General features: G+C 72.6%; 9 protein-coding genes. 6 read left to right on the top strand and 3 right to left on the bottom strand.

Annotated features, from left to right (window positions below; translation table 11 throughout):
- Positions 1 to 112: 112 nt before the first annotated feature.
- Positions 113 to 643: a flavodoxin family protein gene (locus Pta02_RS33145; protein ID WP_203878945.1), complete on the bottom strand. Its 531-nt coding sequence runs from the start codon at positions 641 to 643 to the stop codon at positions 113 to 115.
- Positions 644 to 1,142: 499 nt separating this feature from the next.
- On the opposite strand from Pta02_RS33145, the gene Pta02_RS33140 reads away from it, so the two are divergent.
- The 5 genes from Pta02_RS33140 to Pta02_RS33120 all read left to right on the top strand — a co-directional run bounded on the left by Pta02_RS33140 (position 1,143) and on the right by Pta02_RS33120 (position 3,948).
- Positions 1,143 to 1,832: a helix-turn-helix domain-containing protein gene (locus Pta02_RS33140; protein ID WP_203878944.1), complete on the top strand. Its 690-nt coding sequence runs from the start codon at positions 1,143 to 1,145 to the stop codon at positions 1,830 to 1,832.
- 110 nt (positions 1,833 to 1,942) lie between these two features.
- Complete coding sequence (locus tag Pta02_RS33135) at positions 1,943 to 2,197, top strand: hypothetical protein (protein ID WP_203874413.1); 255 nt, start codon at positions 1,943 to 1,945, stop codon at positions 2,195 to 2,197.
- A gap of 172 nt (positions 2,198 to 2,369) precedes the next feature.
- Positions 2,370 to 2,900: a TetR/AcrR family transcriptional regulator gene (locus Pta02_RS33130; protein ID WP_203878943.1), complete on the top strand. Its 531-nt coding sequence runs from the start codon at positions 2,370 to 2,372 to the stop codon at positions 2,898 to 2,900.
- Between the two features lie 56 nt (positions 2,901 to 2,956).
- The gene (locus tag Pta02_RS33125) at positions 2,957 to 3,427 is read left to right on the top strand and encodes a TetR/AcrR family transcriptional regulator (protein WP_239131422.1); all 471 of its coding nucleotides are present in this window, start codon (positions 2,957 to 2,959) and stop codon (positions 3,425 to 3,427) included.
- A 32-nt stretch (positions 3,428 to 3,459) separates the two neighbouring features.
- The gene (locus Pta02_RS33120) at positions 3,460 to 3,948 is read left to right on the top strand and encodes a cupin domain-containing protein (protein WP_203878942.1); all 489 of its coding nucleotides are present in this window, start codon (positions 3,460 to 3,462) and stop codon (positions 3,946 to 3,948) included.
- Between the two features lie 56 nt (positions 3,949 to 4,004).
- Here the strand turns inward: Pta02_RS33120 and Pta02_RS33115 are convergent, their stop codons facing one another.
- Positions 4,005 to 5,069 (bottom strand): WD40 repeat domain-containing protein, encoded by a 1,065-nt coding sequence (locus Pta02_RS33115; RefSeq protein ID WP_203878941.1) that lies wholly within the window; start codon positions 5,067 to 5,069, stop codon positions 4,005 to 4,007.
- A 171-nt stretch (positions 5,070 to 5,240) separates the two neighbouring features.
- On the bottom strand, positions 5,241 to 6,881 hold the full coding sequence (locus Pta02_RS33110; protein WP_203878940.1) for a CocE/NonD family hydrolase: 1,641 nt from the start codon (positions 6,879 to 6,881) through the stop codon (positions 5,241 to 5,243).
- A gap of 327 nt (positions 6,882 to 7,208) precedes the next feature.
- Here Pta02_RS33110 and Pta02_RS33105 point away from each other — a divergent pair, with 327 nt between their 5' ends.
- Positions 7,209 to 7,436, top strand: coding sequence for a cell division protein CrgA (locus Pta02_RS33105; protein WP_203878939.1), 228 nt, complete (start codon positions 7,209 to 7,211; stop codon positions 7,434 to 7,436).
- Positions 7,437 to 7,463: the final 27 nt, after the last annotated feature.

The raw sequence follows: 7,463 nt of genomic DNA, 5'->3' as shown, positions 1-7,463 counted from the left end.
CCGTGACGGCCCGGACCCCGCCCTGCGCCGGCCCGCCCTCCGGCGCCTGATTGAAGGGGAGGCCGGCCGCCCGGGTCCGAGCGCGTCCTCCTCGCGCGGCCGGCCGCTCCCGTCATACGGCGGGCCGCCGCTCGCCGGTCTCCCGCATCGTGGCCAGCGACACGCCCCAGGAGCGGGCGCGTTCGATCTCGCCCTCCAGCAGGGGCCCGGGAGTGCCGGAGACGTAGAAGCTCTGCGACCCGGTGAGGACGGGCAGGCCCTTCCTGCGCAGGAGTTTCTCGGCGCCGCGCCGGGCCGAGCCGGGCAGCCGGGGGCTCTTGACGCGGGTGTCGAACGCCGTGGCGCTCACACCGGGGGCGTGGCCGCTCAGGGCGGACAGCCACTCGCGTATCCCCCGCCCCTTCGACACCAGGCCGGAGGCCGCCTGCTCGGCGGCGGACTTGCGGGTGCCGGCCCGGCTCATGCCGAAGGCGTGCGTGGGCCCGCCGACGACGAGCAGGTCCACGCCGCCGGGAACGGCCGCCGGGGCGGCGCCGACCTCGGCCAGCTCCACGTCCATCCGGGTGGCCAGTCCGTCGGCGACGGCCCTGGCGATCGCCTGGGTGTTGCCGAACATCGATTCGAAGACCACGAGCGCGCGCATGGGAACTCATCTCCTTGTCCGCCTGTGCTCTCCTGGCGGCCGGTCCCGGGGCCGGTCCGGCCGCCCGGCGGTCACCTCCAGCGTCGCGCCCGCCGCCACGCGCATGAAGGGGCCGACGGTCGCGCGCACGAGGGACCAAAGACCCGGCGTGCGCGAGGCTCCGGAGGGGCTCGGCGAGACCGGCAGGCGGTCGGGCCTGCGCCGGCTTCCGGGCGGCCAGGCGCTCCACGACGCAGGCGCTCGTCGCGCGCCGTGGTGTCCATCACGCCTCCCGTCCCGTCCGGGCGAGGCCGGCCCCCGGTGATTCTCGCCTCTCCGGCCCTCTTCGTCGCACCCTGCACCAGTTCCTTTACATTGTAGATTCCAGGATGGACCGGCGGGGCGTTCCACGGGTCCTCATGGGTCTTTCGCCTCTGGGGTATTGCGGTGCCGCAGGCGTAGCGTCGAGGGCGGAGCCACGACACGACCCCCGCCTCGCTCTTTCCCGTGAGGAGACCCCATGTCCGAGCGTTATGCCCTCCCCGGCGATCTGGGACGCCGCATCGCCTGGCGGCGCCGGTCCCTCGGCCTGAGCCGGGAGCAGCTCGCCGACCGCGCCGGGATCGATCCCGGCTATCTCGGCTATCTGGAGGAGCACCCGGCCTCGCCCGGCGCCGAGACCGTGCACCGCCTGGCCGCCGGGCTCGACACCAGCGCGGCGGAACTGCTCGGCGGCGAGGTGGACCTGCCGCCGGGACGCGGGCGCGCCGGGACGCGGCCGGTGCTGGAGGAGCTCGACATCAAGGAGTGCCTGCGGCTGATCTCGCCGGGCGGCGTCGGCCGGGTGGGGTTCGGCAGTCCCGTCGGCCCGGCGATCGTGCCGGTCAGCTACGTCTTCTACGAGGGCGCGGTGGTCTTCCGCACCGCCTTCGGCGGCCCACTGGACGAGGATCTGCGCACCCATGTGAAGGGCGCCACGATCAAGATCGCCTTCGAGGTCGACCACGTCGACGAGGTCAACCGGGAAGGCTGGAGCGTGCTCATCCTGGGCGGCGCCCACCATGTCCCGCCCGAGGAGGAGGCGGCCGTCGCCGCCTCCGGGGTCGAGCCGTGGGCCGGAGGTCAGCGTGACCTCTACATCCGCATCGTCCCCGCGGAGATCACCGGCCGCCGCATCCGCCAGGATTCGGGCCCGCACGCCGCACCGTGACGAGGGGACCCGGGACTTCCGGCGCGGAGAAATCGTGGAACCCGCTGTAACAATCCTCGCGGGCGGCCACTCTTATCTGACGAACGCACCCGAAAGGAACGGAACGACAAATGAGCGAGTTCGAGGTCACCACCACCGACTACGTCGACTACGACGGCGACGGCGGCACCGACGCCCAGCTGATCGACACCGACGGCGACCACGTGGCCGACGAGGAGCGCTACGACACCGACGGCGACGGTGTGACCGACGTGGTCTACCTCGACCACAACGGCGACGGCTACGCCGACGAGGTCCGCGTCGACCTCAACGGCGACGGCGTCTCCGACTACACCGAGTACGCCGGCCCCTTCCCCACCGCCTGACCCCGCCCCCGGGTGCCGCCCGGCGGCACCACGACGGCCGACGGCGAGGGGTGGCCATGTGCCGACCGCCGGTGAGATCATCGCTACCACTCGGTAACATCGGTGGTTGAGGAGCTTGGCGATGCCTTACGGTGCGCACGGGCCGCGGCGCAGCGACGCGCGGCGGAACCGGATGGCGATCATTCAGGCGGCGGTGGATGTGATGTCCGATCCGCGGGCGCCGGTGATGATGCCGGAGATCGCCCGGCGGGCGGGGGTCGGGCAGGCCACGCTGTACCGCCACTTCCCCGACCGCAACGCGCTCGCCGAGGCGGTGATCGGATATGAGATATCCCGCCTGGAGGCCTGCGTCGACGGTCCCGGTGAGCCGGTGCCCTTCCGGGACCTGCTCGGGGAAGTGCTGCGCACGCAGGTCACGATGCGGTCGCTGGTGGCGCTGACGTACCGCCTGGACCCCAGGACGCGGGAACGGTACGAGCGCCGGATGATCACTGTGCTGGCCGGACCGCTGCGGCGCGCCCAGGACCGCCGCGAGGTGCGCGGCGACGTGCGGGCGCGCGACCTGGCGTTGCTGTTCGGCATGGTGGAAGGCGTCATGCGCAGCGCCGGCGGCGACGTGGACGCCGCCACGGCCCGCACCGACGCCTGCCGGTCGATCGAGTTGATGCTGGACGGATTGATGGAGCGCTCTTCCGCGCTCTGAGTTCCCGCGACAAGGTCTGAGTTCCCGCGACGGCCGCGGGGTGATCCAAGGGCAGCATGTACCACCACTTCGCCGGTAAGCACGACCTGGCGTTGACGGCGATCCGCCGCACCGCCGAGGAACTGCGGGCCGCCGCGGAGGCCCGGTTGTCGGCCCCCGGCACGGCCCTCGACCGCATCACCGCCTATCTGCGTCGCGAACGGGACGTGCTGAAGGGCTGTCCGGTCGGCGGGCTGACCCAGGACCCCGACGTGATGGCCGATCCCGCCCTGCGGGCACCGGTCGACGACACCCTCGCATGGCTCCGTGCCCGCCTGGCGCAGGTGCTGGAGGAGGGACGCGCCGCGGGCGAACTGGATCCCCGGCTCGACCCGCCGGCCACGGCCGCGACCATCGTCGCGGTCCTGCAGAGCGGATACGTGCTCGCCCGCGCTTCGGGCACCGCCGACCCGTTCGAGCAGGCCGTATCGGGCGTGCTCGCGCTGTTGACGGCCCACGCCACCGCGACCGCCCGGCGACGCGCGTGAGCCGGGAACCCGACCGGAAGGACTGCCACCCCATGCCCGTCCCGAGAACGCCGGCGACCGCCACCACGTCCACGACCCACCTCGCCGTCGAGGAGATCCCCGGCGACGGCGCCGCGTCGGAGCCGGACGGGCCGGTCACCGACGTCGAGTGCCGCGGCCGGCAGCGGATCGTTCCGGCCGCGGGCACGCCGCCGGTCACCCGTACCGTCGTGCTCGACCAGCAGTTGCCGGCGCCGTCGGCCATCCACCGGGTCGAGGTGCGGCGCATCAGCATCGCCGCCGGGCAGCCCGCCGGGCTGCACATCCACAACTGCCCCGTGTTCGGCAGCATCGAGGACGGCTCCGTGGTGTACCGAATCGACGGCCGGCCGGAGACCGTGCTCACCCCCGGTGACACGTTCTACGAACCGGAGGGCGCCCGCATCGCCCGCTTCGACGCGCAGGACGACGGAGTGACGTTCCTGGCGTACTTCCTTCTCACCGCCGGGCAGACGGTCGAGCTGGAGTTTCCCGACGCCTGACCCGGGATGTCGATCAGCCGCGGCCACGGGCTCGCCGCTCCCGGCGAGGACCGCCGTCAGGAGATCGACCACAGCTGCGCGACGCCGTCGTGGGCGGCCACGGCGAGCCGCGTGTCGTCGGCAGACCACGCCAGCGCGTGCACCACCCCGCGCCCCGGCTCGACCTCGCGCAGCAACGCCCCGTCTGCGGCGCGCCAGATCTTGACCACGCCGTCCCAGCCGCCCGAGGCCAGAAACCGTCCCGACGGGGCGAAGGCCAGCCCGGTGACTCTGCCGACCGGTTCGCCTTCGCTGTAGGCCATCGGGGCGTGCACGCGCAGGGTGTGCGCCGCCGTTCCGTCGGCCACCCGCCAGACCCGCACGGTGCCGTCGGATACGCCCGCCGCGATGAGCTTGCCGTCGGGTGAGTACGCCACGCTGTCGACGTTGTGCTTGCCGGTCGTAAGCGACAGGACCCGCTGACCGGCGCCCGCCTCGACGATCGACACGGCCCGCCAGGCGGGAAGCGCCAGGCGGCCGCCGTCGGCGGGAGAGAAGGCGATGTCGCCGACACCCAGGGGGCCGGCCTTCACCTTCGTCTCCCACAGCGTCCGCGCGCTCCCGGGATCGCGTACGGCCACCCGGCCGTCGCCCGCGGCGCACGCGGCGTGGCGGCCGTCGGGCGACCAGGCCAGGGCGAGCACGTACGCGTGGTGCCGCCATGTTCCCGGCAGCAGCCGGGCAGCCGCCGGACCGCCCGAAAGGTCCCAGATCCGCACCTGTTTGTCATTGCCCCCGGCCGCGAGCATCGTCCCATCGGCCGAGAAGCGCACGCTGTGGACGGCGTTGCCGGTCTCGGCGAGCACCTGGCCGCCGTCCGGCGCCTCCGCGTGCCAGAGCCGGACCGTGCCGTCGGCGCCTCCGGTGGCCACCAGCCCGCGCGACCGCGACAGGTGGACGGTGAACACCGCCGCGCTCCTGCCCGTGAGGAGTGAGCCCGATGTCATCCGGTGCCCCGTCAGCTCCCGGTCCAGGCCGGCCTCGACCCCGCCGACCTCGGTAGCGGCCGACTGCGCGACCATCCTCTTGCGCCTGACCGCCTTGCCGGCGCCCACAGTGCGCTCCAGGAGGCGTTGGAGCACTTCCTGAAAGATGTCCATGATGGTCCTCCGCAAGCGGCCGGCAGGAGTGCGTCCCTCCATCTCCATCAGAGACCCGGCCGCCCGGTTTGATACGTGACGGCGGTGGCCCGTGACACCGGCCTGCGGACCGACGCGGTGCGGGCGCCGCGCTCGGGAGGCGGTTTCCCGGGGTCATCTCAGCGGGACGTCGAGGTAGGACCCTCCGGTGATGGTGATCGAGCCGTCCGGGGCGTTCTCCTCGTGATACAGCGGGTCGACGGTGTCGACGACGAGGGTCAGGGAGTGACCCGCCGGCAGATCGTAGGCGGTCGCCGACAGGGCGAGATCGATGCTGCGGTCGCCGCCGGCGGTGCCCTGCCAGCCGGCGGGGGCGTGCGTGATCAGCCTGGCGTTGCCGAACCGATCGAGGTCGTACAGGTAGGCCACGACGGTGCCCCGGGGAGCGGTGCCGGTCAGCTCCAGGTGCAGCTTCGGGATGCCGCGGATCCGCTGCGCCGTGGACGGCCGCTCCGAGGCCCACACCCCGGCGCGGTCGCGGTTCACGGCGGGCAGCCAGATCTTCGGCCGCTCGCCGGTGAAGGCGGCGATGCCGTTGGTGATGAGCACCGGACCGCCGGTGGCCCTGGTGTCGCGGTCGGCCGGCAGGGTCTTGCTCCACCCGGCGGCGGGGGCCCCGCCGAGCAGACCGGTGTCATCCAGCCGGCGGATCCGGCCCAGGCCGTACCGGCGGGCGGCGGGGCTGAACTCCGCCCAGTCGCGATATCCCTCGGTGGCGGCGTTGTGCGGCTTGACCTGGACCGACGGCTCACGGCCGATGCCGGTGTCGATACCGGCCAGATGCTGGTCGAACCAGCGGTACAGGCTGGTCCACACCTCGTTCTCCAGGCCCAGCACGCCGGCGGCCTCGGCGATCGCGTGGTCGCCCGGCCTCAGCTCCAGGCGTTTGGGGGTCCTCAGCCGGTCGTAGAAGTCCACGAGCTGGTTGGGCGGGAAGAACGAGTCGCCCCAGGCGTTGGCGATCAGTACGGCGGGCCGGTTGGCGTTGATGGCGTCGAGATAGGTCGCCGGGGAGCGGACGCCCGCCCACGCGATGATCTCCTCGACGTTGCGGTCGGCGGCGAAGTCGTCCAGTTTGCCGGTCAGGTCGGGGCCGGGGTTGCCCAGCGTGCCGGCGGCGAACTCCAGCAGCCCGGCCGACTGCCGGTGGCGGGTGAGGTCGCCGTAGAGCGAGTAGACCAGGTCGGTCCAGCCGCTCATCATGACGACGGCCCGGATCCGCGGGTCGAACGCCGAGCCGAGCAGGCTGATGCCGGCTCCGTAGGAGATGCCCGCCGCGCCGATGCGGGCGGGATCGGCGGCGGTGTTGGCGATCGTCCAGTCGATGACCTTGGACAGGTCGCTCATGTCCAGGGGCCCGGCGGTGTCGATCTCGCCTTCGGAGGACCACCACCCGCGCGGCGTGTACGACACGACGACGTAGCCGCGTCCGGCCAGGGCCTTGGCCTGGGCCAGATACTCCAGGTCGTTGAGTCCCCAGCTGGAGGGCAGGATGATCGCCGGATACCGTCCGGCGGCGGCCGGGGCGATGACGTTGGCCTTGAGGTTCACACCGGCGCCGGGGACGGTGACGAACCGGAAGGCGGTCGTGGCCACGGGCGTGCCGGCGGTCCGCGCCGCGGCGGGGACCGTGACGGCGGCCCGGGCCGTGACGGAGTCCGCCGCGGCGGGGGCGGCTCCGGCCGCACCGGTCAGGACCGTGGCGGTCATGATCGACAGCAGGGAGATGGGCAGGGTCGGGCGAGGTTTCGCCATGCGCGCTCCTGGACGGGCTGGAGTGGGGGGTGAGGGGTGCGGGACGGGTACGGCGGGCGGCCCGCCGACGCACCCGGTCCGGAGCACGGCACGGCCTGCCGCACTGCCGTGGCCGAAGCGTATGGACCGATAATGAGAATTTGTAGGCGGTGAAATTCTCGTTACCAGTCGGTAACGTAGAGGATTCCCAGGTCGCCGGTCAGCGTGCCGGAAAGCGGGCGATCCGCGGAAATCCGGCGGCATACGCGGAACCGCCTCCACCCCTGCCTCGTTGGGCTTTTCAAAGATCCACCCGAGGATCCGGAAACCCGGCGGCAGGAGGAGTCATTGCCTGATTTCGGAGACGACCGGAGAGCGGTCTCCGCTCCGTCGAAGTGGCCGGCCCGAGCGATGATCGCCTCACTGGTCACCGGCGTCCTGTTGATGGCCGGCTACTACGTGGCGCCCGACGCGCCGGTCCTCGGCTCCCTGGGGAACTGGAACCTGCTGATCGCCTATGCCCTTCTCCTGCTCGGCGTGATCCTCGCGATCGGCCTTCTCCTGCGTCGCAGGTGACGGGATCGGCGGGCCCGCGTGTTCGCC

This window comes from Paraplanobispora takensis (genome assembly GCF_016863195.1).
Taxonomy (GTDB): domain Bacteria; phylum Actinomycetota; class Actinomycetes; order Streptosporangiales; family Streptosporangiaceae; genus Planobispora; species Planobispora takensis.
The sequence above is the reverse complement of the archived record's forward strand: the minus strand, read 5'-3'. Positions and strand labels throughout refer to the sequence as shown.